The 25430-nt window shown below is 68.8% G+C and carries 25 protein-coding genes; 10 read left to right on the top strand and 15 right to left on the bottom strand.

The genetic code is table 11. From position 1 onward, the window contains the following. Nucleotides 1-9: 9 nt before the first annotated feature. Genes BDD16_RS19560 through BDD16_RS19525 form a run of 8 tightly spaced genes read right to left on the bottom strand, consistent with a single transcriptional unit; the run spans nucleotide 10 to nucleotide 8687 of the window. The gene (locus BDD16_RS19560; RefSeq protein ID WP_179635482.1) at nucleotides 10-882 is read right to left on the bottom strand and encodes an alpha/beta hydrolase; all 873 of its coding nucleotides are present in this window, start codon (nucleotides 880-882) and stop codon (nucleotides 10-12) included. A 26-nt stretch (nucleotides 883-908) separates the two neighbouring features. Then, nucleotides 909-1301 (bottom strand): RidA family protein, encoded by a 393-nt coding sequence (locus BDD16_RS19555; RefSeq protein ID WP_179635481.1) that lies wholly within the window; start codon nucleotides 1299-1301, stop codon nucleotides 909-911. Continuing rightward, complete coding sequence (locus BDD16_RS19550) at nucleotides 1298-2935, bottom strand: AMP-binding protein (protein WP_179635480.1); 1638 nt, start codon at nucleotides 2933-2935, stop codon at nucleotides 1298-1300. The genes BDD16_RS19555 and BDD16_RS19550 overlap by 4 nt, the downstream gene beginning before the upstream one ends. Nucleotides 2936-2980: 45 nt before the next feature. Beyond that, complete coding sequence (locus BDD16_RS19545) at nucleotides 2981-4162, bottom strand: acyl-CoA dehydrogenase family protein (protein WP_179635479.1); 1182 nt, start codon at nucleotides 4160-4162, stop codon at nucleotides 2981-2983. Nucleotide 4163: 1 nt separating this feature from the next. Further along, nucleotides 4164-5024, bottom strand: coding sequence for an enoyl-CoA hydratase family protein (locus tag BDD16_RS19540; protein WP_179636255.1), 861 nt, complete (start codon nucleotides 5022-5024; stop codon nucleotides 4164-4166). A gap of 2 nt (nucleotides 5025-5026) precedes the next feature. Further along, on the bottom strand, nucleotides 5027-5536 hold the full coding sequence (locus BDD16_RS19535) for a MarR family winged helix-turn-helix transcriptional regulator (RefSeq protein ID WP_179635478.1): 510 nt from the start codon (nucleotides 5534-5536) through the stop codon (nucleotides 5027-5029). Further along, nucleotides 5536-6324: an SDR family NAD(P)-dependent oxidoreductase gene (locus tag BDD16_RS19530; protein ID WP_179635477.1), complete on the bottom strand. Its 789-nt coding sequence runs from the start codon at nucleotides 6322-6324 to the stop codon at nucleotides 5536-5538. Before BDD16_RS19530 ends, BDD16_RS19535 begins: the two co-directional genes overlap by 1 nt. Then, complete coding sequence (locus BDD16_RS19525; RefSeq protein ID WP_179635476.1) at nucleotides 6324-8687, bottom strand: bifunctional salicylyl-CoA 5-hydroxylase/oxidoreductase; 2364 nt, start codon at nucleotides 8685-8687, stop codon at nucleotides 6324-6326. Before BDD16_RS19525 ends, BDD16_RS19530 begins: the two co-directional genes overlap by 1 nt. 168 nt (nucleotides 8688-8855) lie before the next feature. On the opposite strand from BDD16_RS19525, the gene BDD16_RS19520 reads away from it, so the two are divergent. Then, nucleotides 8856-10907, top strand: coding sequence for a peptidase U32 family protein (locus tag BDD16_RS19520; protein WP_246332617.1), 2052 nt, complete (start codon nucleotides 8856-8858; stop codon nucleotides 10905-10907). Here BDD16_RS19520 and BDD16_RS19515 read toward each other — a convergent pair. From BDD16_RS19515 to BDD16_RS19505, 3 genes are read right to left on the bottom strand one after another with little or no spacing between them, the layout of a single operon-like run. Then, nucleotides 10856-11686, bottom strand: a complete 831-nt coding sequence (locus BDD16_RS19515) for a 4'-phosphopantetheinyl transferase superfamily protein (RefSeq protein ID WP_179635475.1) — start codon at nucleotides 11684-11686, stop codon at nucleotides 10856-10858. The genes BDD16_RS19520 and BDD16_RS19515 overlap by 52 nt on opposite strands. Nucleotides 11687-11699: 13 nt before the next feature. After that, nucleotides 11700-12209: a ribonuclease HI gene (gene rnhA, locus BDD16_RS19510; protein WP_179635474.1), complete on the bottom strand. Its 510-nt coding sequence runs from the start codon at nucleotides 12207-12209 to the stop codon at nucleotides 11700-11702. A gap of 18 nt (nucleotides 12210-12227) precedes the next feature. Beyond that, a complete protein-coding gene (locus BDD16_RS19505) occupies nucleotides 12228-13058 on the bottom strand; it encodes a class I SAM-dependent methyltransferase (RefSeq protein WP_246332616.1) in 831 nt (276 codons plus the stop codon). Between the two features lie 25 nt (nucleotides 13059-13083). Between BDD16_RS19505 and gloB the strand changes: the two genes are divergently transcribed. After that, nucleotides 13084-13854, top strand: a complete 771-nt coding sequence (gene gloB / locus BDD16_RS19500; protein WP_179635472.1) for a hydroxyacylglutathione hydrolase — start codon at nucleotides 13084-13086, stop codon at nucleotides 13852-13854. Further along, the gene (locus BDD16_RS19495; RefSeq protein WP_246332615.1) at nucleotides 13851-15572 is read left to right on the top strand and encodes a transglycosylase SLT domain-containing protein; all 1722 of its coding nucleotides are present in this window, start codon (nucleotides 13851-13853) and stop codon (nucleotides 15570-15572) included. Before gloB ends, BDD16_RS19495 begins: the two co-directional genes overlap by 4 nt. 33 nt (nucleotides 15573-15605) lie before the next feature. On the opposite strand, the gene recR is transcribed toward BDD16_RS19495, so the two are convergent. From recR to dnaX, 3 genes are read right to left on the bottom strand one after another with little or no spacing between them, the layout of a single operon-like run. Further along, the gene (recR, locus tag BDD16_RS19490) at nucleotides 15606-16196 is read right to left on the bottom strand and encodes a recombination mediator RecR (RefSeq protein WP_179635471.1); all 591 of its coding nucleotides are present in this window, start codon (nucleotides 16194-16196) and stop codon (nucleotides 15606-15608) included. Nucleotides 16197-16233: 37 nt separating this feature from the next. Then, complete coding sequence (locus BDD16_RS19485; RefSeq protein ID WP_179635470.1) at nucleotides 16234-16560, bottom strand: YbaB/EbfC family nucleoid-associated protein; 327 nt, start codon at nucleotides 16558-16560, stop codon at nucleotides 16234-16236. 53 nt (nucleotides 16561-16613) lie between these two features. Further along, nucleotides 16614-18527: a DNA polymerase III subunit gamma/tau gene (gene dnaX / locus BDD16_RS19480; protein ID WP_179635469.1), complete on the bottom strand. Its 1914-nt coding sequence runs from the start codon at nucleotides 18525-18527 to the stop codon at nucleotides 16614-16616. Between the two features lie 45 nt (nucleotides 18528-18572). On the opposite strand from dnaX, the gene BDD16_RS19475 reads away from it, so the two are divergent. The 5 genes from BDD16_RS19475 to BDD16_RS19455 are packed head-to-tail and all read left to right on the top strand — an operon-like array spanning nucleotide 18573 to nucleotide 22691. Then, nucleotides 18573-19715, top strand: coding sequence for an AIR synthase-related protein (locus tag BDD16_RS19475; protein ID WP_179635468.1), 1143 nt, complete (start codon nucleotides 18573-18575; stop codon nucleotides 19713-19715). 21 nt (nucleotides 19716-19736) lie between these two features. Next, on the top strand, nucleotides 19737-20510 hold the full coding sequence (aat, locus tag BDD16_RS19470; protein WP_179635467.1) for a leucyl/phenylalanyl-tRNA--protein transferase: 774 nt from the start codon (nucleotides 19737-19739) through the stop codon (nucleotides 20508-20510). Further along, a complete protein-coding gene (locus tag BDD16_RS19465; RefSeq protein WP_179635466.1) occupies nucleotides 20507-21247 on the top strand; it encodes an arginyltransferase in 741 nt (246 codons plus the stop codon). The genes aat and BDD16_RS19465 overlap by 4 nt, the downstream gene beginning before the upstream one ends. Before the next feature lie 36 nt (nucleotides 21248-21283). After that, nucleotides 21284-21721, top strand: coding sequence for an NfeD family protein (locus BDD16_RS19460; RefSeq protein ID WP_179635465.1), 438 nt, complete (start codon nucleotides 21284-21286; stop codon nucleotides 21719-21721). 28 nt (nucleotides 21722-21749) lie between these two features. Then, nucleotides 21750-22691, top strand: coding sequence for an SPFH domain-containing protein (locus BDD16_RS19455; protein WP_179635464.1), 942 nt, complete (start codon nucleotides 21750-21752; stop codon nucleotides 22689-22691). Here the strand turns inward: BDD16_RS19455 and def are convergent. Next, nucleotides 22676-23212: a peptide deformylase gene (def, locus tag BDD16_RS19450; protein WP_179635463.1), complete on the bottom strand. Its 537-nt coding sequence runs from the start codon at nucleotides 23210-23212 to the stop codon at nucleotides 22676-22678. The genes BDD16_RS19455 and def overlap by 16 nt on opposite strands. A 142-nt stretch (nucleotides 23213-23354) precedes the next feature. On the opposite strand from def, the gene BDD16_RS19445 reads away from it, so the two are divergent. Together BDD16_RS19445 and BDD16_RS19440 are read left to right on the top strand one after the other, a co-directional pair. Then, entirely contained in the window at nucleotides 23355-23921 is a 567-nt protein-coding gene (locus tag BDD16_RS19445; RefSeq protein ID WP_179635462.1) for a hypothetical protein, read from the top strand. Next, nucleotides 23887-25404, top strand: a complete 1518-nt coding sequence (locus BDD16_RS19440; protein ID WP_179635461.1) for a hypothetical protein — start codon at nucleotides 23887-23889, stop codon at nucleotides 25402-25404. Before BDD16_RS19445 ends, BDD16_RS19440 begins: the two co-directional genes overlap by 35 nt. Nucleotides 25405-25430: the final 26 nt, after the last annotated feature.

The following is a 25430-nucleotide window of genomic DNA, read 5'->3' as shown; positions in this document are numbered from 1 at the left end:
CCGTGAGATTCAGGCAAGGGCATCGGCCAGCCAGCGGGCGAGGTGGCCGTCGGGCGTCTCGAAGCCGTGGATGGCGCTGAAATGGTTCGCACCGGGCACGGGCGCCAGCTTGGACGTGTTGCCCGCGGCCTGCCAGGCGTCGTGGAACACCTGCGACTGCCGCGCGAACTCGCTCGTCTCGGCGCCGCCCCAGGTGATGTGGATCGGCGTCGTGCAGGGCCGCACGCCAAACGCGGGCGAGTTGCGGCGAATCACGCCGTCGTCGAGCTGGATCTTCGGCTGCAGGTAGCTGTAACGCAGCGGCGCGAGGTCGTACAGCCCGCTGACCAGCACCGCCGCCTTGAACGGATCGGCCGGCAGCCCGTAGTCCTCGGCCCAGCGGGTCTGCAGCGCCATCGCCGTCAGGTGCCCGCCCGCCGAGTGACCGCCGATCGCCACGCGGGTCGGATCGCCGCCGTGTTCGTGGATGTGCTGCAGCACCCAGGCCAGCGCGGCGCGGGTCTGGCGCGTGATCTCGTCGATCGTCACCGCCGGGCACAGCGCGTAGTTGATCAGCACGGACGTGATGCCCAGCGGCTGCAGCCCGAGCGCGATGCCGGCGAACTCCTTGGACGACAGCGCCCGCCAGTAGCCGCCGTGGATGAAGACGAACACGGGCGCGTTCGGCTGTTCGGCGGGATAGATGTCGAGCGTCTCGGCCAGCGTCGGCCCGTAGCGCACGTCCGGCACATCGCGCAGCGTGGCCCGCGCCCGCTGCGCCTGGGTGACGAAGTGCTGCATCTCGGCGGCGGGATCGGCCACCGGCAGCGAGGGGTTGTACTGGGCGTCGATCTGCGCCTGGTCGGTGAATTCGCGGTAGATCGCGGGGTAGTTCGGGGTCATGGGCAGGGCTCCGGGGCAGGTTCCATTCAGTCCGGCACGACGGCCGTGACCTCGATCTCGACCTTCGCCCGGTCCTCGACCAGCGCGCTGACCTCGACCGCCGTCATCACCGCGTTGTAGCAGCCGATCAGCTCGCGGAACGCGCGGCCGATCTCGGGGTAGGCGGCCACGTATTCGGTCTTGTCGGTGACGTACCAGGTCATGCGCACGATGTGTTCGGGCTTGGCGTCACCCGCGGCGAGCACGTCCACGATGTTCTGCAGCGCCTGGCGCACCTGGCCGGCGAGGTCGTCGGTGTGGAACACGCCCTGCGCGTCCCAGCCGATCATGCCGGCGACGAAGACCATGCGGCCGCGGGCGGTGACGCCGTTGGCATAACCGCGCGGGCGCGGCCAGCCGGGGGGGAGCAGAACGTTCATGTCGGGTTCTCCTGGGAAGTTTGCAGGCTGTTCAGTCGGAAACGCTGCAGTTTGCCTGTCCCGGTGCGCGGCAGCTCGGTGACGAACTGGATGGCGCGCGGGTACTTGTACGGGGCGATGGCCTGCTTGACGAAGTCCTGCAGCGTCTTGACGAGCGCGGCGTCTGGCGAGTACCCACCGCCCGCACGCAGCACGACAAACGCCTTGACGATCTGCCCGCGCTCTGCGTCCGGCACGCCGATCACGCCGCACTCGGCCACCGCGGGATGGGCCAGCAGCGCGCCTTCCACCTCCGGCGAGGCGATGTTGTAGCCCGCCGAGATGATCATGTCGTCGGTGCGCGCCTGGTAGACGAAGTAGCCGTCGGCGTCCATCAGGTAGGCGTCGCCGGTCAGGTTCCAGCCGTTCTGCACATAGTTCGCCTGCCGCGGATCGTCGAGGTAGCGGCAGCCGGTCGGGCCTTTCACCGCGAGCCGGCCCACCGTCCCAGGCGGCACCGGCTGGCCGTTGGCATCGAGCACACAGGCTTGGTAGCCAGGAATCGCCGTGCCGGTGGCGCCGGGGCGGGCGTGGGCCTCGTCGGCGGAGATGAAGATGTGCAGCATCTCGGTCGCGCCGATGCCGTCGATCAGCTCGATGCCGGTTGCGGCGCGCCACAGCGTGCGCGTCGCCGCCGGCAGCGCTTCACCCGCCGAGACGCAGCGCCGCAAGGTCGAGGCGCGCAGCCGCGCCCCGTGGGCGGCAAGCGTGCGGTACGAGGTCGGCGCCGTGACAAGGATGGTGGCGCCGTGGTCCTCGATGCCCTGGACGAGGTGCTCGGGCGACGCGCGCTCCAGCAATGCCGTGGACGCCCCCACCGACATCGGGAACAGCAGCAGCCCGCCCAGCCCGAACGTGAACGCCAGCGGCGGGCTGCCGATGAACACGTCGTCCGGCTGCGGGCGCAGCACGTGTTTCGGCCAGCACGCACACGCCGCCATCACGTCGCGGTGGAAATGCATCGTCGCCTTGGGCACGCCGGTGGTGCCCGACGTGAACGCGAGCAGGCAGGTGTCGTCCGCGGCGGTGTCCACGTTGTCGAACTGGTCGCTGTGCCGTGCCATGGCGGCTTCGAGGCCCTGCACATCCGGGTGGTTGAAATAGCGCACCTTCTGCAGCACCGGTGCCTGGTGCTGCGCCGCCTGCACCTCGCCGGCCAGGCACAGATCGCACAGCGCGTGGCTGATCCGGGCCTTGTCGATGATCGCGGTCAGCTCCTTGGCGCGCAGCAGCGGCATGGTCGCCACCGCGATGCCGCCCGCCTTGATGACCGCGAACCAGCAGGCCGCCAGCATCGGGTTGTTCGGCGCGCTCAGCAGCACCCGGTTGCCCGGCACCAGCCCCATCTCGCACACCAGCACATTGGCGATGCGGTTGGCGCGCGCCTGCAGGTCGGCGTACGTCCAGCGCAGGCCACCCGGCGCGCTGATGCACAACCGATCGCCCTGCCCCTCGGCGACACGGCGGTCGAGCAGCTCGGTGGCGCAGTTCAGCCGCGCCGGGAACTGCAGCTCGGGCAGCTCGAACAGGAACTCCGGCTGCGCAGACGCGGGCGGCAGGTGGTCACGGGCGAAAGTGTCGAGGTGAGCGGTCATGGCGGATCCTCGTGAAGCGGCAGGTAGCGACAGGTCGCGACGGGTTCAGGTCGGCTCGCGCAGCAGTTCGCGGCCGATGATGAGCTGCTGGACTTCGGTGGCGCCTTCGTAGATGCGCAGCGCCCGGATCTCGCGGTAAAGCAGCTCCACTGGCTGCCCGCTGACAACGCCCAGCCCACCCCAGAGCTGCACCGCCGCGTCGATGACCTGCTGTGCGCCCTCGGTGGCGGCGAGCTTGGCCATCGCGGCTTCCTTGGTGACGGTGCGCCCCTGGTCGCGCAGCCACGCGGCGCGGTAGGTCAGCAGCATCGCGGCGTCCAGCGTCGTCGCCATCTGTGCGAGCTTGGCCTGCGTGAGCTGGAAATCGGCCAGCACGCCCTTGAACATCTTGCGGGTGCGGGCGCGGTACAAGCCCTCGGCCAGCGCACGTTGTCCGAAACCGAGCGCGGCGGCGGCCACCGAGGTGCGGAACACGTCGAGCGTGCGCATCGCGATCTTGAAGCCCTCGCCGGACGCGCCCAGGCGCCGATCGGCCGGGACGCGGCAGCCGCTGAAGCGCAGCCGGGCCAGCGGGTGCGGCGCGATCACGTCGATGCGCTCGGCGATCTCGAAGCCGGGCGTGTCTGCATCCACGACAAACGCGCTGATGCCCCGGGCGCCGGGCGCGTCGTCGGTGCGGGCGAAGACGACGACCTGGTGCGCGATGCCGCCGTTGGAGATCCAGGTCTTCTCGCCGTCGAGCACGTACGCGTCACCGTCCAGCCGCGCCGCGCACGCCATCGCTGCCACGTCCGACCCCGCTTCCGGCTCGGACAGCGCAAACGCCGCGATCGTCCGGCCGCTGGCGACGCCGGGCAGGAAGCGCGCGCGCTGCTCCGGTGTGCCAGCCAGGCTGATCGCGCCCGAGCCCAGCCCCTGCATCGCAAACGCGAAGTCCGCCAGCCCCGAGTGCCGCGCCAGCGTCTGGCGGATCAGGCAGATCGTGCGGGTGTCGATCACGTCGGTCGCGCCGCCGAAGTCGGTACCGGCCACGGCGTGACGCAGCCAGCCCGCCTCACCCAGCGCGGTCACCAGCGCCCGGCATTCGGCATCGACGTCATGCCCGTGCGCGCCGGCCAGGTGTTCGCGCGCCCAGGCGTCCAGTTCGGTTGCCAGCGCACGGTGGCGCGGCTCGAAAAACGGCCAGTCCAGCAGGTCGTGCGCGTCATGCGCTTTGGTGTCCGCCATCTCAGTTCCCCTCGAAACGTGGCCGCTGCTTGGCCACGAAGGCGTGGTAAGCCCGCGAGAAATCCTCGGTCAGCATGCAGATCGCCTGCGCCTGCGCCTCGGCCTCGATCGCCTGCTCGATCGTCATTGCCCACTCCTGGTGCAGCATCGTCTTGGTGATGCCGTTGGCGAAGGTCGGCCCGGCGGCGAGGTCAGCGGCGAGCGCCTGCGCGGCTTCAGCGAGTGCGTCGGGCGCCACCAGCCGGTTGAAGAATCCCCAGCGCTCGGCCTCCTCGCCGCCCATCGACCGGCCGGTGTAGAGCAGCTCGCTCGCCCGCCCCTGCCCGATGATCCGCGGCAGGATCGCGCAGGCGCCCATGTCGCAGCCCGCCAGCCCGACCCGGTTAAACAGGAACGCGGTCTTGCTGCGCGCCGTGCCGAGCCGCAGGTCGCTGGCCATCGCCACGATCGCGCCCGCCCCGGCGCAGACCCCGTCCACCGCCGCCACGATCGGCTGCGGACACGCCCGCATCGCCTTGACGAGGTCGCCGGTCATGCGCGTGAACATCAGCAACTCGGGTGCCTTCAGCGCAATCAGCGGGCCGATGATCTCGTGGACATCGCCGCCGGAGCAGAAATTCCCCCCTGCCCCCTGAACCACCACGACGGTCACGTCCTCGGCGTACTTCAGTCGTCCGAACAGGTCGCGCAACTCAGCGTAGGAGTCGAAGGTCAGCGGGTTCTTGCGCTCGGGGCGGTTGAGCGTGATGGTGCCGACGCCGGCCTGGACCTGCCAGAGGAAGTGCGTGGCGGTGTGGTCGGCCAGGCGCTGGCGGTTGCCGGCGAGCAGCGCGGGATCGATGGAAGGCACGGTCTGGTTCATGTTCATGGCGTGGGGTTCCGCAGCGTCGCGTTCAGGTGCTGGCGCAGGTGGCCGAGCTGGTGGTAGAGGGCGTCCTTGTCCGCACCCGGCAGGCCGCCGAACAGCTCGGTCAGCCACTGTTCATGCTCAGCGGCCATCCGAGCGAAGTCGGCCCGGCCCTGCGGTGTGAGCGTGACGCGGTAGGAGCGGCGGTCTTCGAGGTCGTCCAGCCGCTCGACCAGCCCGTCCTTGACCAACTGGTCGGTGAGCCCGGTCACGTTGCCGCCGGTCACCATCAGGTAGCGCGACAGCGCGTTCATGCGCAGCCCGTCCGGGTGGCGCTCCAGCTGCGCGAGGTAGTCGAAGCGCGGCAGCGTGGTGCCGAAGCGGGCACGCAGGCGCTGGCGGATGTACTGCTCGATCTCGGTGCTGCAGGCCAGCAGGCGCAGCCAGACCTTCACATCCAGATGGTCATCACCCTGCGCGCGCGCCTCGTGACCCAGGTGTTCGTCGTTCGCTCGGTCATTGCCCATCACATCACCTCCCCGCCGGACACTGAAATCGATTGCCCCGTGATCGCCCCCGCGCCGTCGCTGCAAAGCCATGCCACCGCGTCGGCGACTTCCTGTGGCTGCACGAAGCGGCGCTGCGGGCTGCCGCTGGCCAGGTCGGCTCGGGCCTGGGCCTCGGTGCGGCCGGTCTTGGCGACGATGTTGGCGACGCTGTCGCGCAGGATGTCGGTCTCGGTGAAGCCGGGGCACACGGCGTTCACGGTCACGCCTTTCGTTGCCAGCTCCAGCGCAAGCGAGCGTGTCAGGCCGATCACGCCGTGCTTGGCGGCCACGTAGGCGCTGACGTAGGGATAGCCGCGCTGCCCGGCCGTGCTGGCGATGTGGACGATGCGGCCCCGGCCGGCGGCGAGCATGTCGGGCAGCGCCGCCTGTGCGCAGAGGAAACTGCCCGTCAGGTTCACCGCCAGCATGCGCTGCCAGAGGTCGAGCGAAGTCTTGCCGAAGGGTGCGCTCTCGGCTTGGCCCGCGTTGCTGACGAGGATCGCCAGCGGGCCACGGGCGGCGCGGGCTTCGGCGAACGCGGCCTGGACCTGCGCGGGGTCGGCGACATCCGCGACGACGAAGCCATGTGCTTGGCCGGCGACTGCGGGCAATTCGTCGGCGAGTCGCTGCAGGGCGTCGCGCTGGCGGCCGAGCAGCGTGAGGGTGGCGCCCTGGGCGGCGAGCGTGCGGGCGATGGCCGCGCCGATGCCGCGGGCGGCACCGGTGATGAGCGCGTGTCGGCCCGTCAACGTCAAGGTGCTGCGCATCAGGCGTCCCCGCCCCGCGGTGCATTCAGCGCGGCGGCCTGCGCGGCGAGCTGCCGCTCCCGCTCCAGGTTGCGTTCCAGTTGCACCTTGCCCGAGGTGTATTGCCGCGGCCACGCCACGTCGAGGTAGCCGATCCGCGCCGCCTCCGTCAGCGTCCAGGCCGGGTTCGCGAGGTGCGGCCGGGCGACGGCGCACAGGTCGGCGCGGCCGGCGGCGATGATGCTGTTGACGTGGTCCGCCTCCGAGATCGCACCCACGGCGATCGTCGCGATGCCCGCTTCGTTGCGCACGCGGTCGGAGAACGGCGTCTGGAACATGCGACCGTAGACCGGCTTTTCCTGCTTGCTGACCTGACCGGACGAGCAGTCGATCATGTCCGCGCCGGCCGCCTTGAACGCGCGGGCGATCTGCACTGCGTCGTCGGGCGTGATGCCACCTTCGACCCAGTCGTGCGCCGAGATCCGCACCGACATCGGCCGATCCGCCGGCCACGCCGCCCGCACCGCGCGGAACACCTCCAGCGGGTAGCGCAGCCGGTTCTCCAGCGAGCCGCCGTAGTCGTCCTCGCGCCGGTTCGTCAGCGGCGAGATGAACGACGACAGCAGGTAACCGTGCGCGCAGTGCAGTTCCAGCCAGTCGAACCCCGCCTCCGCCGCCCACCCGGTCGAGCGCACGAAGTCGTCGCGCACCCGGTCCATGTCCTCGCGTGTCATCGCCCGCGACCAGTCGCTGACACCGTCAAGGTACTGCTGCGGCGACGCCGAGATCAGCGGCCAGCCACCATCGGCCTCGCGCACCGGCTGGTCGATGCCTTCCCACGCGACGCGGGTCGAGCCTTTCGCGCCGGCGTGGCCGATCTGCAGCGCGATCTTCGCGTCGGACCAGGTGTGGACGTGGTCGACGATGCGCTTCCAGCCGTTGCGCTGCGGCGTGTTCCACAAACCCGGGCAACCCGGTGTGATGCGCGCATCCGGCGACACGCAGGTCATCTCCGCGAACACCATCCCTGCGCCGCCCATCGCCCGCGCACCCAGGTGCATCAGGTGGTAGTCGGCCGGCAGCCCGTCCACGCAGGAATACTGCGCCATCGGCGAGACGACCACGCGGTTCTTCAGCGTCACGCTGCGCACGGTGTACGGCGTGAACATCGGTGGCGGTGCCGCCCGACCCGGCGCCACCGCCACGCCCGCCTGCTCGGCAAACCAGCGCTCGTAGCCGCCGAGCCAGCCCGCATCCCGCAGGCGCAGGTTCTCGTGGCTGATGCGCTGGCTGCGCGTGAGCATCGAGTACATGAACTGCGGCGGCGGCAACTGGTCGCAGTAGCGCTCGCCGCAGACCTCGAACCACTCCATCGCGTTCCACGCCGCGTTCTGCAGCCGCAGCACGTCGATGTGGCGCAGCGCCTGGTAACGCGCCAGCACGGCGGGGATCTGCTCAGCGGTGTCGCCGAGTTCCTTGAACTGCCGCGTCAGCTCGATCGCGTCCTCGATCGCCAGCTTGGTGCCAGAGCCGATCGCGAAGTGCGCGGTGTGGACCGCATCACCCATCAGCACGACGTGGCTGTGGCCGTTGAACAGCGACCACTGCGCGCACTTGACGCGCTGGAAGTTCAGCCACGCCGAGCCGCGCAGGTGGCGGGCGTTGGTCATCAGCGCCGCGCCCTGCAGGTTCTTCGCGAACAGCCGCTCGCAGAAGGCAATCGATTCCGCCTGGTCCGCCTTGTCCAGCCCATGCGCGAGCCAGACGTGTTCCGGGCATTCGACGATCAGCGTCGAGGTGTTGGCGTCGAACTTGTAGATGTGGGCCTGGAACCAGCCGTGTTCGGTCTTTTCGAACAGGAAGGTGAAGGCGTCGTAGAGCTTGTGCGTGCCGAGCCAGAGGTAGCGGTTGGGCCGCGTGACGATGTCGGGCTTGAAGACGGCTTCGTGGCGGGTGCGGATGCGCGAGTTGATGCCGTCGCTGGCGATGATCAGGTCGGCGTCGGGGAATTCCTCGTCGGACACCACGTCGGCCTCGAACACCAGCTGCACGCCGAGCTGCTCGCAGCGGGCCTGCAGGATGTTGAGCAGCTTCTTGCGGCCGATGCCGACGAAGCCGTGGCCGCCGGAGCGGATGACCTCGTCCTTGACATGCAGCTCGATGTCGTCCCAGTGGTTGAACGCCTGGCGCACCTCGGCGGCGGTTTCCGGATCCCACTGGGTCATGTTGTCCAGCGTCGCGTCCGAGAACACCACGCCCCAGCCGAAGGTGTCGTAAGGCCGGTTGCGCTCGACCACGGTGATGTCATGCGCGGGGTCCAGCCGCTTCATCAGCAAGGCGAAGTACAGGCCGGCGGGGCCTCCACCGATACAGACGATCTTCATGCGGCACTCCAGGCAGGACAGGCGCTTATCTTCGACGTTGATTGTTTAGGTGTCAACCATTCAGGACTCAACGATAAAGATTCCTGCCTCCAGACAAACCCGCCCCACCCGGCCAGACCGGGTCGCGCACCTAAAATCCATGGACCCGCTTGCGCTTTCCTGTCTGCCATGTCGCCTGCCATTGCCATGCCGCTCTTCCGCCCTGACTTCCGCCCTGACATCGAACTGCTCTCCCCTGCACGAGACGCCGACATCGGCATCGAGGCGATCAACCACGGGGCGGACGCGGTCTACATCGGCGGCCCGGCCTTCGGCGCGCGGGCGTCGGCGGGCAACTCGGTGGGCGACATCGAGCGGCTGGTGAAACACGCCCACCGCTTCGGCAGCCGCATCTTCGTCACCCTCAACACCATCCTGCGCGACGACGAACTGGCCCCGGCGCGCGAGATGGTCCGGCAGGTGTACGAGGCGGGGGCGGACGCGCTGATCGTGCAGGACATGGGCTTGCTGGAACTCGACCTGCCGCCGATCGACCTGCACGCCTCGACGCAGACCGACATCCGCACGCCCGAGAAGGCGCGCTTCCTGCAGGACGCCGGTTTCTCGCAGATCGTGCTGGCGCGCGAGCTGACGCTGCCGCAGATCCAGGCGGTCGCCGCGCAGGTCGACCGCGCGACGCTGGAGTTCTTCGTCCACGGCGCGCTGTGCGTCGCGTACTCCGGCCAGTGCTTCGTCAGCCACGCCCAGACCGGCCGCAGTGCCAACCGCGGGGACTGCTCGCAAGCCTGCCGCCTGCCCTACACCGTCACCGACCCACAGGGCCGCGTCATCGCCCACGAGCAGCACGTCCTCTCGATGAAGGACAACAACCAGAGCGCCAACCTCGCCGCGCTGGTGGACGCCGGCATCCGCAGCTTCAAGATCGAGGGCCGCTACAAGGACATGGGCTACGTGAAGAACATCACCGCCCATTACCGCAAGCTGCTGGACGAGCTGTTCGAGGCCCGGCCGGAACTGCACGCCTCGTCCGCCGGCCGCGCCACCTTCACCTTCACGCCCGACCCGGACCGCAACTTCAACCGCGGCAGCACCGACTACTTCGTCAACGGCCGCCAGGAGGACATCGGCGCCTTCGACACGCCCAAGCACGCTGGCCTGCCCGTCGGCTGGGTGACGAAGATCGGTGCGGACTACGTGGACATGAAGCTGTATGAGGGCGTCGATCCGCTCAACAACAACGATGCGCTGACGTTCAACACCTTGCAGAAAGATCTGGTCGGCATGCCGATCGACACGGCGCAGTTGCTCAACGAGGGCAAGCGGCTGTGGCGCGTGGTGCCCAAGGAGCCGCTGTCCACCTACCCGGGCCTGCGGCCGGATGTCGTGATCAGCCGCAACCGCGACATGGGCTGGGTGCGGCTGCTGGAGAAGAAGTCGGCCGACCGGCGCATCGGCGTGTGGCTGCGGCTGGACGACACGCCGCAGGGGCTGGCGCTGACGTTGACCGACGAGACGGGCGTCACAGCGCGCGCCGAGGTGGACCTGCCGAAGAAGGAAGCCGCACGCGATGCGGCCAAGGGCGAGGCGGCGCTGCGTGAGCACCTCGGCAAGCTGGGGGCGACGATCTTCACCGCGCACGAGACGGTGCTGGCGACACGCAAGCCGTGGTTCGTGCCGCCGGGTGTGCTGAACGCGCTGCGCCGGGAGGCGGTCGAGCAGCTCGAAGCGGCGCGGCTGGCGGCCCATGTACGCCTGCCGCGTCAGCCGGAAGTGCAGCCGCCGACGCCCTACCCCGAAGACACGCTGACCTACCTCGCCAACGTCTACAACGCCAAGGCCCGCGACTTCTACGCCCGCCACGGCGTCAAGGTGATCGGCGCCGCCTACGAGAGCCACGAGGCGCTCGGCGAGGCCAGCCTGATGATCACCAAGCACTGCGTGCGTTTCTCGATGAGCCTGTGTCCGAAGCAGGCCAAGGGCGTCACCGGGGTGCAGGGCACGGTCCGCGCCGAGCCGCTGACGATCCAGAACGGCGACGAGGTGCTGACGCTGAAGTTCGACTGCAAGCCCTGCGAGATGCACGTCGTCGGGCGGATGAAGAAGAACGTGCTGAACCAGGCGGTGCGCGAGGAGAAGGCGAGCCTGGCGGCGGGGGTGCCGATGCAGTTCTACCGCGCGCGTCCCTCGACTACGCCGCCGAGGCCATGCACGCCTCCTTGACCGACGGACAAGTCCTCGCCACAGCCGGCGAGGACTCCCTGGTGGTGGATCAGCCGCCAGGACACCGCCTCGCCCGACCGACGATCGCACGCGAGTGCCCAGCGATGCGTTTCGCCCGCCAGTCCGCTGTGCAGCCAGCCATGGCGTGACCAGTCCTGCAACGCGGCAGCGTGTCCTGCGCAAGGTCGGATCTGCCAGCCGGTGCCATCCTCGGTGCGCAGGACTTCGAGCTGGTGGGGCGCTACCTGGGTCAGTCCGATCCCCAGCGCCTTGAGCACCGCTTCCTTGAGCGTCCAGCGTGTCATCAGGAAGTGCTGCTGTGCCTGCAGATCAGGCCCGACCTGCTGCCAGCCCTGCTGTTCGAGGGGGCCGAGGACCGATGAGACCAGTTCACCGGGTTGACGCAGTGCATCGACCCGCTCGATGTCGACCCCCACCTCGCGTGCCCAGGCCACGGCCACGGCCACCTGACCAGCGCAATGCGACAGGTTGAACCGCAGGTCCTGCAGCGTCGGATGCCGTTGCGGGCACAGCGCCGGTTTGCCCCAGGGACCAGCCGCGAATTGCCACTCGGACGGCGCCACCGCAGCATGGCGACTGAGCACCCGGCGCAGCAACCCGTGCGCCTGGATGAACAGCACCCGGTCAGCCACCCGTCGGAACCGCAGCGCCCGCGCCTGTTCGTCGCTGGACAGCAGCCTCCGGTCGTCCTCGCAGTCCGTGGTGACGGGCATCAGGTGGAGGTCCAGCCGTCCCGGCTCCAGACCGAGGCCCGCCATCGGGTGCTCCACGTCAGGACTTCGTCCGGGTCGATTCCACCCCGCGGTTCGCCAGTTCATCCGCCTTCTCGTTGCCCGGATCACCCGCGTGGCCCTTGACCCAGCGCCATTCGATCTTGTGCAACTGCGACAGCGCATCCATGCGCTGCCAGAGTTCGACGTTCTTCACCGGCTGCTTGGCGGCGGTTTTCCAGCCGCGCGACTTCCAGCCGTGGATCCAGGTGGTGATGCCGTTCTTGACGTACTCGCTGTCGGTGTAGAGCACGATGTCGCAGGTGCGCTTCAGGCTGGCCAGCGCCTCGATGACGGCGGTCATCTCCATGCGGTTGTTGGTCGTGCTCGACTCGCCGCCCCAGAGTTCCTTGTGGTGGTCACCGCTCTGCAGCCAGGCACCCCAGCCGCCGATGCCCGGATTGCCCTTGCAGGCCCCATCGGTGTAGATGACCACCTTCGGTCGGGTCACGGTCAGCGCAGGCTTGGCTGCCGCGGTGGACGAGGCAGGAGAAACGGAATCTTCGGTCATGCGGTGCGGTGGTTCAGTTCAGTCGGTCGAGTTCCGGGACGGGCCGGAGGGGGCATGCGGCTGGCGCTGGGCCACAACGGCGGGGGCCGCGCTGGTGCGGCGCTTGCGCTTCCATTCCGGTCCCAGCAGGCGCATCGCACGCACCCGCTTGACGGCCACCAGCATGTAGACCGAGCCCAGCACCGGCCACCAGCGCTCACCCGCGTGGTCCCACCAGGCGCTGCGGTCCAGCCACCCCTGCGAGGCAAAGGGTGGACGATAGCACCCGAACTGTCCCGATTCGATCTCGAAGCCGAGCAGCCGCAGCCAGTCCCGCAGGCGCCGTGGACCGATGAACTCACCGGTTTCGGACATCACCGGACTGGTCATGCCGACACGGCGCCCGATGGTGTCGAGCTGGTGACAAAGCCCCCACAGACTCGTCGGATTGAATCCGACGATCACCACCCGGCCTTCCGGCATCAGCACGCGTTCGACTTCGCGCAGGGTGTGGTGGGCGTCCGCCGTCATCTCCAGCGTGTGCGGCAGCACGACCAGATCCAGGCTGTTGCTGGGAAACGGCAGTGCGTCGTAGTCGGTGAGCACGCTGACTGGCAAGGCGCCATCCCCTCCGCGCAGACCGGTATCGGCATCCTCCAGAAGGGCCGGGGTGAAGAGGAGATCGGCGTCGATCTGCCCGTCGTTGAGCATCCAGCGGTGGCTGATGCGGCTGGCGCGCAAGGCCTGCACCATCGGCCATCCGACTTGGACCGCGTGGTACCCGAAGATGTCCGCCACCACCCGGTCCAGCTGTCGCTGCTCCCAGGCCAGCAGATATCGGCCGGCCGGTGCCTTCAGCCAGGGGGCCATCTCTATAATCAGGGAATCCTGCGCCATGAATCTGCTATCTCTACCCGCCTTTGACGACAACTACATCTGGATGATCCACGACGGCCGCGAGGCGGTGGTGGTCGATCCGGGTGACGCGACGCCGGTCATTGCCGCACTGGACCGGGCCGACTTGCAGCTTGCGGGCATTCTAGTGACCCACAAGCATCCCGATCATGTTGGAGGTTTGCGGACGCTGCTGGCCCATCCGCGGGCACGGGCAGCGCAGGTCTGGGGACCCGGTAACGAGCCGATGCCGGTTGCCGTGATTCCCGTCCATGACGGCGACCGCATCGCCCTGCCCGGCCTCGGCCTGGACATCGAAGTCATGGCCGTGCCGGGGCACACGCTGGGACATCTGGCGTTTTTCACCGGATCGATCCTGTTCTGCGGCGATACGCTGTTCTCTGGCGGCTGTGGCCGCCTCTTCGAAGGCACACCAGCGCAGATGCATGCGTCACTGGCCCGTTTTGCCGCACTGCCCGCCAAGACGCAGGTCTGCTGCGCCCACGAATACACCTTGGCCAATCTGCGTTTCGCGCGCGCAGTCGAGCCGCACAGCCTCGCCCTGGCGGCGTACGAGGCCGAGTGCCAGTCCCTGCGTGACCGCGGTCTCCCCACCCTGCCCTCGACGATCGGGCAGGAACGGCAGATCAACCCCTATTTGCGTTGCGACCAGCCGGACGTGATCGCCTGTGCGGTCGCCCGAGGCGCCGAGGGCCGGGATCCGGTGTCGGTGCTCGCGACGATACGACTGTGGAAAGACCAGTTTCGATGACCCGTTATGCCCGCATCAAGGCCCTGAGCGCCCGCGCTGTCCGCCCGACCCATTTCGCCCTTTCCGCACTGATGCTGGCCCTGACCGGCTGTGCTTCGATCCCGGACAGCAGCAACGATGTCCAGCCGCCACCGATGGTCACGACCGTCGGTTCCAAGGACCAGCCGCAGGCGATCGCCCGCTCGGAAGGCCCGCTCTCCCCGGTTCCTGGCATCGAGCCGATGGTGGCGCGCTCGACGCTGCCGGCCACCGCACGGGCCATCGTCGAGGATCCGCGCGAGGCGGTCGGACCGATGGAAGACCCGCTGAGTGGTCAGACCATGGTGCTCGGCGATGCCAATGCCCGCGAGGATCTGTGGGGGCGCGTCCGGACAGGGTTTGGCATGCCGACGCTCGACAGCGATCTGGTCCGGGAGCACGAGCGCTGGTATGCCAGCCGCCCGGACTACGTCAAGCGCATGACCGAGCGTGGCTCGCGCTACCTCTTCCACGTGGTCGAGGAATTGCAGCGCCGCAAGATGCCGACCGAGCTGGCGCTGCTGCCCTTCATCGAAAGCGCCTTCAATCCGCAGGCCATGTCGTCCGCACGCGCCTCCGGCATGTGGCAGTTCATGCCGCTGACCGGCAAGGACTATGCCCTCAAGCAGAACATGTTCCGGGATGACCGGCGCGACGTGCTGGCCTCGACCCGCGCGGCACTCGACTACCTGGGTCGCCTGAACAAGATGTTCAACGGGGACTGGCAGCTCTCGCTGGCTGCCTACAACTGGGGCGAAGGCAATGTGAAGCGCGCCATCGCGCGCAATGAACGTGCGGGTCTGCCGACCGACTACGAGAGCCTGAACATGCCGGCCGAGACGCGGCATTACGTGCCCAAGTTCCAGGCGGTCAAGAACATCGTGTCAGCGCCGCAGGACTTCGGTCTGAGCCTGCCGCCGCTGGAAAACCACCCCTACTTTGTCAGCGTGCCGATCCGGCGTGACATGGACGTGGCGGTCGCTGCGCGTCTGGCCGGGCTGGGGCTGGAGGAGTTCAAGGCGCTCAACCCGCAGATGAACAAGCCGGTCATCCTCGCGGCCGGCACACCGCAGGTGCTGCTGCCCTACGACAATGCGGACGGATTCGTGCGTCGCTTGGCGGACCACCGTGGCCCGTTGGCCAGCTGGACCGCCTGGACCGCCCCGAGCACCATGCGCACCGCGGACGTCGCGCGACTGACCGGCATGGCCGAAGAGACGCTGCGCGACATCAACCGCATCCCGCCGAAGATGCTCGTCAAGGCCGGCTCCACGCTGCTTGTGCTGCGCAGCGAGCACCGTGTGCAGGACGTGCCGGAACACATTGCCGACAACGCCCACATGGCACTGGCCCCGGACGTGCCGCCGCTGCGCAAGGTGGCCATCAAGGCGCGCAAGGGCGACACCGTGCTCGCGCTGGCCAAGCGCTACCGCGTGACGGCTGCGCAGATCGCACAGTGGAACCGCATCGACGACGGTACCCGCTTCAAGAAGGCGCAATCTCTCGTGATCTGGCAACCGGTCAAGGAGGCCGGAGCTTCCCGGCGTGAAATGGCATCGGCTGGCAAGTCGAGCGGCAAATCGGGCACGAAGCTGGCGGGCAACGCCGCTCGGCGTCAGATGGCCGCCGCAGCGCCGCGCAACCGCACGGCGGCGGTCAAGGGCACCAAGATCAGCCCGACGCGCCTGGCCCGCAAGTAAGCGCCGGGCCGGTGCGACCCCGGATTGCCGTGTTCAGCGGCGGTCCGAAAAGGCGTAGGCGATGGTGCCGAGGTCGACGAATTCGAGTTCGCTGCCGATCGGCACGCCCCGCGCCAGCCGGGTGACCTTGACGCCGCGGGGCCGCAGCGCCTCGCCGATGACGTGGGCGGTGACCTCGCCCTCGGCGGTGAAGCTGGTCGCGATGATCAACTCCTGCACCACCCCGTCGCCCACCCGCTCCAGCAGTTCCGGCAGCCCGATGTCATGGGCGCCGACGCCGTCGAGCGGGCTCAGCTTGCCCATCAGCACGAAGTACAGGCCCTTGTAGCTGCCCGTGCGCTCGATCGCGGCCTGGTCGGCGGGCGTTTCCACGACACACAGCGTGTGCTCGTCGCGCATCGGGTCGAGGCAGGTGAGGCACACCGGCTGCTCGGTGAAGGTGTGGCAGCGCGCGCAGTGCCGGATGCTGTGGACCGCGTGGTCCAGCGCGTACGACAACTGCATCGCTGCATCGCGGTCGTGCTGCAGCAGGTGGTAGGCCATCCGCTGCGCCGACTTGACGCCCACGCCGGGCAGGCGGCGCAGGGCCTCGACCAGCGTGGCCAGTGCGTCCGGCGCACTCACGCGCGGCCTCGCCCTGGAACCAACGCCAGCCGCCGCATCAGAACGGGAACTTCATGCCACCCGGCAGCGGCATCCCGGCCGTCAGCTTGCCCATCTTCTCGGCGCTGAGGGCTTCGGCGCGGCGGATGCCGTCGTTGAACGCGGCGGCAACCAGGTCTTCGAGCATGTCCTTGTCGTCGGCGAGCAGGCTGGGATCGATGGTGACGCGCTTGACGTCGTGCTTGCAGGTCATCACGACCTTGACCAGACCGGCGCCGGACTGGCCTTCGACCTCGATCAGGCCGAGTTCGTCCTGGGCCTTCTTCAGGTTGTCCTGCATGGCCTGGGCCTGTTTCATCAGGCCGGCGAGCTGTCCTTTGAGCATGGGGTGTCCTTTCTGGGAGCGGTCTTGCGGAGAGAAAATTCGGAGGATGCGGTTCAGGCGACCGGGCGGATCGAGCCGTGCACGATCCGCGCGCCCTGGTAGCGCGCGAGCAGGTCGATCACCATCGGATCTTGCGTGATGGCCGCTTCGGCGTCGTTCTGGGCTTGCAGGCGGCGGGCGGCATCGCGGCGAGCGGCGCTGTCGGTCACCGCGCCGGCCACGACTTCCAGCACGACAGCATCGCCCAGCAACTCGCCCAACGCCGTCTGCAGGCGATCCCGGTGACCGGGCTGGCGCAGCGATTCGCGCTCGACGCGCAGCACGATCCGCCTGGGGGTGGCCTGCTCGTCGATGGACAGGCACTGCGCCTGCCATGCCAGCTCACGCACGAGGCCGTTCATGCCGCCGCGGCCCGCCAGTTCGGTGAACAGCGCCGACCAGCGGGTCACGAGGGGATCGTCCAGCGCGTTCAGCGCGTCCGGCTCGGTGGCGGGAGCGGCTGCAACGGGCGCCACCGCGCGTGCGGGCATCGGCGCGGGATCACCCTCCAGTGGAATCTCGTCCCAGTCGGCGGGCGGGCCTTCTTCCCAAGGCGCGACCGTGCGCGGCTTGCTGGCCTGGACGGCCGGTGCCGGCCGTTCGGGTGGCCGCACAGGTGACACCGGGCGTGCCGGAACTGGCGTCGGAGCCGCCTCCTGCAACGGCGCCACCGCCACCCGCGCGCTCGCCACGACCGGTCGCAGCAGTTCGCGGGACGACACCACCGCGGGCGCCGGTTTCGCTGCAACAGGAGCGGGCGGGGCCGACCGAGGTGCCGCCACCGATGCCACGGGAGCTGCCACCGGCGGCGCAGCGACCACCGCCGCCCCCTGCGGCCGGAAGGCCAGCAGGCGCAGCAGCACCATCATCAGCCCGCTGTATTCGTCCGGCGCCAGCGCGAGTTCGGCACGGCCGTGCAGCGCGATGCTGTACAGCACCTGCGTCTCGTCCGGCGCCAGCAGCGGCGCGAGCGCGCGCACGGCAGGCGTGTCCGGGTCGGTCGGATCGGCGGCGTCCGGCACGGCCTGCACCAGCGCCATCTGCTGCGCGAAGGTCGCCAGTTCTTCGAGCGTGCCCGCAGCGGACAGGCCCAGGCCACGCAGTTCATCGACCGTGCGCACCAGCGCCGCGCCGTCACTGGCGGCCAGCGCCTCGACGATGCGCACCACGTGGCCACGGTCCACGGCGCCCAGCATCTGCCGCACGCCCGCTTCATCCAGCGTTCCGCCCCCGAACGCGATCGCCTGATCGGCCAGCGACAGCGCGTCTCGCATCGAGCCACGGGCTGCGCGCGACAGCAGCCGCAGCGCACCGACCTCGGCCGGCACGGATTCGGCCTGCAGCACCTGCTCCAGATGCGCCTGCACCGTCTGCGGCGCCATCGGCCGCAGGTTGAACTGCAGGCAGCGGCTCAGCACGGTGACCGGCACCTTCTGCGGATCGGTCGTCGCGAGCACGAATTTCAGGTACTCGGGCGGCTCCTCCAGCGTCTTGAGCATCGCGTTGAACGCGGTCATCGTCAGCATGTGGACTTCGTCGATCATGTAGACCTTGAAGCGCCCCACCACCGGCTTGTAGACCGACTGGTCCAGCAACTGGCTGATCTCGTCCACGCCGCGGTTCGAGGCGGCGTCGAGTTCGACGTAATCGACATAGCGGCCCGCGTCGATGTCGCGGCAGGCGTTGCAGACGCCGCAGGGCTGGGCGGTGATGCCGCCGGTGCCGTCCGGGCCGACGCAGTTCAGGCTCTTGGCGAGGATGCGCGAGACGGTGGTCTTGCCGACGCCGCGGGTCCCCGTGAAGAGGTAGGCATGGTGCAGGCGCTGGCGCGTGAGCGCGTTGCTCAGGGCCTGCACGACGTGCTCCTGGCCCACCATTTCGGTGAAGCTGCGGGGCCGGTACTTGCGGGCGAGGACGATATACGACATGGGGGCGGATTGTAGGCGGGCCGGGCTGGTCGATAATCCGGCCCCATGAATCAATCTGCCCCGCCCTCCGACCACTCCACCGACCAGACCGGCACCCTCAGCTACGAGCAGGCCGGCGTCAACTACGACCTGATCGACCCGCTGAAGGTCACGGCCCAGCGCGCCGCCGCGTCCACCGCCGTCCATCTGGCGGGCCACGGCTTCACCGAAGTGGCTGCCTCGCGCGGCGAGTCGGCCTATGTGGTCGATGTCGGTCCGTTCTACCTGGCATCCATCGTCGAGTGCCTGGGCACCAAGACGCTGGTGGCCGACGAGATGGCCACCCTCACCGGCAAGAGCTACTACGACGGCATTGCCCAGGACACCATCGCCATGGCGATCAACGACCTGATCACCGTCGGCGCCACGCCGCTGGTGGTGCAGGCCTACTGGGCCGCCGGTGGCTCGGACTGGTTCGGCGACCACCAGCGCGCGCAAGCTCTGGTCGCCGGCTGGAAGCGCGCCTGCGAGGTCTGCAGCGTGGCCTGGGGTGGTGGCGAAACGCCGGCGCTGGCAGGGATCGTCGAGGAAGGCCGCATCGACCTGGCCGCGTCCTGCACCGGCCTGATCAACCCGAAGGAGCGCCTCTCGGTCGGTGACAAGCTGGGCGCGGGCGACGCGATCATCCTGCTGGCCTCCAGCGGCATCCACGCCAACGGCCTGAGCCTGGCGCGCAAGCTGGTCGAGCGCCTGCCGAACGGCTACCTGACGGAAATCTCCCCGGGCGTCACCTACGGCGAGGCGCTGCTGGCCCCGACCGTGCTGTATTCGCCGGTCACCGAGGCGCTCTGGAAAGCCGGCATCACGCCGCACTACTGCGCCAACATCACCGGCCACGGCTGGCGCAAGCTGCTGCGCCACCCGAGCGCGCTGACCTACCGCATCCACACGGTGCCGCCGGTCACGCCGGTGCTGAAGTTCATCCAGGAACAGGCGAAGCAGGACGACCGCGAGGCCTACTCGACGCTGAACATGGGCGCCGGTTTCGCGATCTTCGTCAAGGCCGAGGACGCCGAGCGCACGGTCGAGATCGCCCGCGCCCAGGGCATCGCCGCGTGGAACGCCGGCGTGGTCGAGGCCGGTCCGAAGCAGGTGCTGATCGAGCCGCTGGACATCGCGTACACCAACGACGACCTGCAACTGCGCTGACCTCACCTCCGGGCCCCGCACATGATCGACTGGCTCCCGGACAACGACGACGGACAAGCGCCGTTTCCGCCGACCAGTCGTGCGCTCGGGCCGGACACGGAGGCTCCGGGCCTGCTCTGTGCGGGTGGTCAGCTCAGCCTGCGGCGGCTGGAGCAGGCCTACCGGCGCGGCATCTTTCCGTGGTACAGCCCGGGCGAGCCGATCCTGTGGTGGAGCACGGCCCCGCGCATGGTGCTGCAGACGGCGCAGTTCAGGCTGCACCGCTCGCTGAAGAAGGTGCTGCGGCGCTTCGTGGCCACACCGGGCTGCGAGGTGCGCATCGACGGCGCCTTCGAGCGGGTCATCGGCCACTGCGCCAGCGTGGCCCGCGAAGGCCAGAACGGCACCTGGATCGTGCCCGAACTGCAGCAGGCCTACCGCCGCTGGCATGCCGCGGGCGGAGTCCATTCCTTCGAGACCTGGATCGACGGGCGCCTGGTCGGTGGCCTCTACGGCGTCTGCATCGGGCGCATGTTCTACGGCGAGTCGATGTTCGCGCTGCAGACCGATGCCTCGAAGATCGCCCTGTCCGCGCTGGTGGCCTTCTGCCGCGCCGAGGGCATCGCGTGGATCGACTGCCAGCAGCAGACCCGGCACCTGGCCTCGCTGGGGGCGGCGCCGGTCGATCGGGCGGCCTTCGAGGCCCACATTGCCCACGCGACCGCACTGCCTGCGTCGCAGCGCTGGACCTATGATGTGGCGCTGTGGCGGCAGTTGCCGCTCGACTCCGATTCACCCACCAGCGAACCCGCGTGACGCACCCCCAGGACCTCCCGCTCGTCGAGTTGCAGTTCTACGCCACGGCACCGTACGCGTGCAGCTATCTGGACGGGCGCCTGGCGAGGTCGCAGGTCGCCACCCCCTCGCACCTGATCAACGCGGATACCTATTCGGAGCTGGTCTCCGCGGGGTTCCGCCGCAGCGGGCTGTTCACCTACCGGCCGTACTGCGACGGCTGCCAGGCCTGCCAGCCACTGCGCGTGCCGGTCAACGACTTCAAACCCAATCGCAGCCAGCGCCGCGCCTGGCGTGACCACCACGGTCTGCAGGTCAGCGTGACCCGTCTGCGCTTCGTGCCGGACCACTACGGGCTGTACCTGAAGTACCAGACCGCACGCCACAGCGGCGGCGGCATGGACCAGGATTCCGTCGACCAGTACACCCAGTTCCTGCTGCAGAGCCGGGTGAACTCGCGGCTGGTGGAGTTCCGGGCGCCGGCACAGGCAGATGGCTCGCCGGGTGCGCTCAAGATGGTGTCGATCCTGGACGTGCTCAACGACGGCCTCTCGGCGGTCTACACCTTCTACGAGCCCGACGACGAGGCCAGCTACGGCACCTTCAACGTGCTGTGGCAGATCGAGCAGGCCCGCGCGCTGAACCTGCCGTTTGTCTACCTGGGCTACTGGATCGAGAACAGCCGCAAGATGGTCTACAAGGAACAGTACCGACCGAACGAGGTCCTGACCGCGGGAACGTGGCATCGCCGCGGTTGACACCGGATTGACGCGGTCGCGGCCTACACTGGGTGCATGAGCGAATCAATGCTGTGGTGGATCGCCTCGGGTTTCGTTGTCGGCGCCGAACTGCTGACCGGCACGGTCTACCTGCTGCTGCTGTCGATCGGCATGGTGGTCGCCGGCCTGAGCGCATGGATGGGCGCCCCGCTCCCCACTCAGATGCTGGTCTGTGCCGTGGTGGGCGGTGTGGCGATGGCGCTGCTGTGGTGGTGGCGACTGCGGACCTCCCGCAGTCGGCCAGCCGCCGAGTTCGATCTGGACATCGGGCACCGCGTCCATGTCGCCCGCTGGCAGCCGGATGGCCTGACCACCGTGCATTACCGCGGCGCACCGTGGCAAGCGCGCTGGACTGGCGAGGTGCCACCACCTGGCCCCGGTGAATACGCCATCGTTGCTGTCGATGGTGCCCGGCTGGTGCTGGGTCCCCTCTCCTCCACCCGAACGCCCTGAGCGCCCTCGGCGCCTTGAAAGACCCACCATGGACATGTTTGCGCTGGTCGTGCTGATCGTGGCGATCCTCTTCGTTTCCCGCTCGCTCAAGGTCGTGCCCCAGCAGCATGCCTGGGTGATCGAGCGGCTCGGCAAGTTCCACGGCACCCTGTTGCCCGGGCTGAACTTCCTGATTCCCTTCGTCGACCGCGTGGCCTACCGCCATTCGCTGAAGGAAATCCCGCTCGATGTGCCCAGCCAGGTCTGCATCACGCGGGACAACACGCAGCTCAAGGTCGACGGCATCCTCTACTTCCAGGTCACCGACCCGATGCGTGCCAGCTATGGCTCCTCCGACTACGTGAGCGCCATCACCCAGCTCTCGCAGACGACGCTGCGCTCGGTGATCGGCAAGATGGAGCTGGACCGCACCTTCGAGGAGCGCGAGATCATCAACGCGTCGGTGGTCGCCTCGCTCGACGAAGCGGCGCTGAACTGGGGCGTCAAGGTGCTGCGCTACGAGATCAAGGACCTGACGCCGCCCAGCGAGATCCTGCACGCCATGCAGCAGCAGATCACCGCCGAGCGCGAGAAGCGCGGGCTGATCGCAGCCTCCGAAGGCCGCAAGCAGGAGCAGATCAACATCGCGGTGGGCCAGCGCGAATCGTTCATTGCCCGGTCCGAAGGCGAGAAGCAGGCCGAGATCAACAAGGCCAACGGCGAAGCCGCCGCGATCACGCTGGTGGCCGACGCCACCGCGGACGCCATCCGCAAGATCGCCAGCGCCATCCAGCAGCCCGGCGGCGCGGAGGCCGTGCAACTGAAGGTCGCGGAAAAGGCGGTGGAGGCCTACGCGCAGCTCGCGCAGAAGAACAACACGATGATCGTGCCCGGCAACATGAGCGAGGTCGCCGGGCTCATCGGCACCGCGATGGCGCTGATGCGCAAGCCGCCTGCGGGCGGCAAGGACCACGATCAGTCGTCGTCCTGAGCATCCAGCCCGGGGAACAGCACCTCGGTGAAGCCGAATCGGCTGAAGTCCCGGATGCGCATCGGGTAGAGCGTGCCGATCAGGTGGTCGCACTCGTGCTGGACCACCCGCGCGTGGAATCCGGTGACCTCCCGCTCGATGCGCTCGCCGGCCGCGTCCCAGCCGGCGTAGCGGATGCGGGACCAGCGTGGCACCACGCCGCGCAGGCCCGGCACGGACAGGCAGCCCTCCCAGCCCTCTTCTTCCTCGTCGGACAGCGCCGTGACCGTCGGGTTGATCAGCACGGTGCGTGGCACCGGCGGTGCGTCCGGATAGCGCTGGTTCTGTCCGAAGCCGAAGACCACGACCGCGAGATCGATGCCGATCTGCGGCGCAGCCAGGCCGGCGCCGTTCACCGCCTGCATGGTCTCGAGGAGGTCGGCGACCAGTGCGTGCAATTCGTGGGTGTCGAATGCTTCGACCCGGCGGGCAACCCGCAGCAGGCGCAGATCTCCCATCTTCAGGATGTCTCGTACAGGCATGGTGTGTCATTGATCAGGGCAATGCGCACACGATACCGTATGGTCCCTCTTCCGCGACAAACGCCTCGGTACCGGCCTGATGTGAGAATATTGGCGTCTTGTTCGAGGTTTCGAGGCCGCGCATGGCACTGGAGTTTTTCCGTTGATCCACCGCTGGATACACCGCCGTGCCGTGCTGGCCTGGCTGCTGCTGCCCTGGCTGGCCTTGCTGCTGGCCGCGACCAGCCTGATCGTGATCGACCTGACACTGGGCGACCGTGTCCTGGCCCAGGACTGGATCCTGCGCGTTCGCAGCGAATGGCTGTGGCAGGGACTCGCTGATCTGCCGCTTCTGATGGCCGGGCTCTATGCCTGTGGCAGCATCGCCTGGGCACTGGGCATCCTGATGGGTGGCCGCTCTGCGCGGCGCGTATCGCTGGTGCTGGGTCTGCTCTGCGGTGCGGGAGGCGTGCTGCTCGGCGGGCTGGTCGGGCTGGCCTGGCACCGGCCGGCCTCGCTGGTACTGGGCGGTGTGGCGCTGGTCACTGGCGGGTTGTATGCCGCGCTCACCCACCGTCCCCGGCCACGCGTGCAGCGTCGACCGACCTGGACGCCTCCCCCGCCCGCTCCGCCACCCGCACCCGTTGCACCCGCACGACCGCCTGCCGCACGGCCTGTTCCAACCCTGATCCGCCATGAACCACCAACCACGCAGCCCGTCGAATACTGAGGTGTCCGGGCGGGGGCGTGCCAGCCGCTGCTGCGGCCTGCTGGTGGCGCTGGTCCTGACGGGCGGGCTGGATGCAGCGTCTGGTGCCACGCGGGCCTGGCTGGTGGCGGGTGAACCCGACGCGCGAATCGCGGACAGCCGCAGCACGGCGACCACTTTGTGGGTGGCCGACACACTGCGCGCCAGCGCGATCACGCAGACGTTCCTGGCCGATCCGACGCCGGACGTGCTCGAAATCCGCTCCGGGCCGAATGGAGCCGACAGTCCGACCACGCTGCAGCCCCTGGCACGGGTGTTCGGCCAGCAAGCCTTCAACGCCGTGCCGGTCTGGCGCTACCGGGTCAGCAGCACGCTGGCTGGTGCGCGGGCGGACATGCTGTCGGCGGCGCTGGACAAGGACTTTGGTGCGATGGGTCCGGCCGATCGGGGGCTGTTCTTCTATGCGGGCCCGGGGGCACCCGACACCACCGATGCCGCAGGCAACACCCTGCGCCTGTGGGACAACACGGGACTCGCCGTGCGGGAGCTGGACACCCTGGCCCGCCACGTGCCGGTGAACGCGCCGATGCGCTTTGTCCTCACCCAGTGCCATTCCAGCGGTTTCCAGCGCCTCATCCGGTCTGGCGCCCGGGACCAGCGCAGCCTGGGCCGCCACAACCGCTGTGTCTTCACCGCAGAGCCGGTCGACCGTGCCGGATCGGTGCCGCGGTGCTCGTCCGGCTCTGCGGACGCTGGCAGCGAAGGCAACAGGGATTACGCCGCCCAGTTTTTCTCGGCGCTTTCCGGTCGCACGCGGACTGGGGCGGCTCTGCCACGATCGGCCGACCTGGACGGCAACCGTGTCATCACCCTGCACGAGGCACACCTGTACGCGGTGATCGAAGGCGACGGCGCCGAACTGCCCCGCGCATCGACCGAAACCTATCTCGAACGCTGGCAGCCCGTGTGGCTGCGTTACCTGGATACCGTCAGCGAACCAGACAACGAATACGGGCAGGTCGCCAGGGTCCTGGCGGAGCGCCTGCGGCTGCCGCTGCGTGGACGTGCGCTGGTCGATGCCCTGGAAACACGCCAGAAGGACATGGCGGGGCGACTGGACCGGCTGGCAGAAGAGTCCCGGCGCGTCGGTGCCGAGACCGACCGGTTGCAGGCCACGCTGCGTCGCAGCCTGACCCAGCGCTGGCCTGCTGCGGCCCATCCGCACACGGCAGGGTATGCCCGGTTTCTTGCGAACGACGTTGCTGCTGCACAGAATTTTCTGCAGGCACAGACCACCACCTACCCTGCACTGGTGGCGAAACAGGACCGTCTCGCCCAAATAGCCCTGGAACGGCAGGCACTGGAGCGCAGCCTGACGCAGCTGGACAAGCTGATGCGGATGCGGCATCTGGCGCGGGTGCAGGCCCAGTTCGAGCAGCATGCCAGCGCACAGGCCCGGCAGGACCACGCGCGGCTGGCCAGCTGCGAACACACGCCGCTCTGAGCCATCGGCCTGGCTGGCGGCGGCAG

This window comes from Sphaerotilus montanus (assembly GCF_013410775.1).
Lineage (GTDB): Bacteria > Pseudomonadota > Gammaproteobacteria > Burkholderiales > Burkholderiaceae_C > Sphaerotilus > Sphaerotilus montanus.
Note: the sequence above shows the minus strand (reverse complement) of the source record. Positions and strands in the feature narration are given on the sequence as shown.

Coding starts and splice junctions, on each gene's coding strand:
- def (WP_179635463.1), bottom strand. CDS start 23,212: ATGCCTGTACGAGACATCCTGAAGATGGGAGATCTGCGCCTGCTGCGG.
- BDD16_RS19520 (WP_246332617.1), top strand. CDS start 8,856: ATGTCGCCTGCCATTGCCATGCCGCTCTTCCGCCCTGACTTCCGCCCT.
- BDD16_RS19560 (WP_179635482.1), bottom strand. CDS start 882: ATGACCCCGAACTACCCCGCGATCTACCGCGAATTCACCGACCAGGCG.
- BDD16_RS19515 (WP_179635475.1), bottom strand. CDS start 11,686: ATGGCGGGCCTCGGTCTGGAGCCGGGACGGCTGGACCTCCACCTGATG.
- BDD16_RS19495 (WP_246332615.1), top strand. CDS start 13,851: ATGACCCGTTATGCCCGCATCAAGGCCCTGAGCGCCCGCGCTGTCCGC.
- BDD16_RS19555 (WP_179635481.1), bottom strand. CDS start 1,301: ATGAACGTTCTGCTCCCCCCCGGCTGGCCGCGCCCGCGCGGTTATGCC.
- BDD16_RS19440 (WP_179635461.1), top strand. CDS start 23,887: ATGAACCACCAACCACGCAGCCCGTCGAATACTGAGGTGTCCGGGCGG.
- dnaX (WP_179635469.1), bottom strand. CDS start 18,527: ATGTCGTATATCGTCCTCGCCCGCAAGTACCGGCCCCGCAGCTTCACC.
- rnhA (WP_179635474.1), bottom strand. CDS start 12,209: ATGACCGAAGATTCCGTTTCTCCTGCCTCGTCCACCGCGGCAGCCAAG.
- BDD16_RS19550 (WP_179635480.1), bottom strand. CDS start 2,935: ATGACCGCTCACCTCGACACTTTCGCCCGTGACCACCTGCCGCCCGCG.
- BDD16_RS19545 (WP_179635479.1), bottom strand. CDS start 4,162: ATGGCGGACACCAAAGCGCATGACGCGCACGACCTGCTGGACTGGCCG.
- BDD16_RS19525 (WP_179635476.1), bottom strand. CDS start 8,687: ATGAAGATCGTCTGTATCGGTGGAGGCCCCGCCGGCCTGTACTTCGCC.
- BDD16_RS19455 (WP_179635464.1), top strand. CDS start 21,750: ATGGACATGTTTGCGCTGGTCGTGCTGATCGTGGCGATCCTCTTCGTT.
- BDD16_RS19475 (WP_179635468.1), top strand. CDS start 18,573: ATGAATCAATCTGCCCCGCCCTCCGACCACTCCACCGACCAGACCGGC.
- aat (WP_179635467.1), top strand. CDS start 19,737: ATGATCGACTGGCTCCCGGACAACGACGACGGACAAGCGCCGTTTCCG.
- BDD16_RS19460 (WP_179635465.1), top strand. CDS start 21,284: ATGAGCGAATCAATGCTGTGGTGGATCGCCTCGGGTTTCGTTGTCGGC.
- BDD16_RS19535 (WP_179635478.1), bottom strand. CDS start 5,536: ATGGGCAATGACCGAGCGAACGACGAACACCTGGGTCACGAGGCGCGC.
- BDD16_RS19540 (WP_179636255.1), bottom strand. CDS start 5,024: ATGAACCAGACCGTGCCTTCCATCGATCCCGCGCTGCTCGCCGGCAAC.
- BDD16_RS19505 (WP_246332616.1), bottom strand. CDS start 13,058: ATGGCCCCCTGGCTGAAGGCACCGGCCGGCCGATATCTGCTGGCCTGG.
- gloB (WP_179635472.1), top strand. CDS start 13,084: ATGAATCTGCTATCTCTACCCGCCTTTGACGACAACTACATCTGGATG.
- BDD16_RS19530 (WP_179635477.1), bottom strand. CDS start 6,324: ATGCGCAGCACCTTGACGTTGACGGGCCGACACGCGCTCATCACCGGT.
- BDD16_RS19485 (WP_179635470.1), bottom strand. CDS start 16,560: ATGCTCAAAGGACAGCTCGCCGGCCTGATGAAACAGGCCCAGGCCATG.